Origin of the sequence: Thiolapillus sp., assembly GCF_048562965.1 — a bacterium.
Classification (GTDB): Bacteria; Pseudomonadota; Gammaproteobacteria; order Chromatiales; family Chromatiaceae; genus Thiolapillus; species Thiolapillus brandeum_A.
Genome location: NZ_JBHNMF010001103.1, coordinates 1 through 594, shown reverse-complemented (window position 1 = coordinate 594; position 594 = coordinate 1). Strand labels below are relative to the sequence as shown.

The following is a 594-nucleotide window of genomic DNA, read 5'->3' as shown; positions in this document are numbered from 1 at the left end:
ACCGCGTTTGACCGCACGCTGCATGATGCCGTCAATGGCGTTCCAGCTCAGCCCCATCAGACGAGAAACCGCTGCTGTAGAGGCTTCTTTCAACCAGTCGATGACCAGAGCCTCAAACATGGCGGTAAACCCAGAACCCGGCTCGGCCCAGGGCACGGACACCGTAACAATACCATGCTCCTTGCATTTCACCCTCGGAACGTCCGCCACCAGTATGGTTTTGTACTGGCAGGTATCAAGATGTCGCCATTTGCGCTTTCGGGAATCATAGCCCGGCGATACCTCGCCACAGGTCGGGCAACAGTGCTGCACCCCTTCCTCTTGTTCCACATGTACCGTAACTTCACCCTCTGACAGCGCCAGCTCTACACCGGATACTTGCCAGGGACTCTTGATTCCCAGTATCTGGGCGTATAGGTCTTTGTCTCTCATAGGGAATTACGATAATCTACCCACTCCATTTGGGGAAGAGCCCCAAAATCTATCACGAGGCCGAAGACACGCTTGTTTTGTTGGGGCAGAGTCAAACGTATGTTCTGTGCTCGGACTTATAGCGATACAGGTTCATTCCAGACAGCACTGGCTCATCCTCGA

Annotated in this window: 1 protein-coding gene; it reads right to left on the bottom strand. The window is 53.9% G+C overall.

The window, feature by feature from the left end:
• The coding region (locus ACOCD2_RS22590) for a helix-turn-helix domain-containing protein (protein ID WP_419626177.1) at positions 1 to 432 on the bottom strand (432 nt) is incomplete at its 3' end.
• Positions 433 to 594 lie beyond the last annotated feature (162 nt).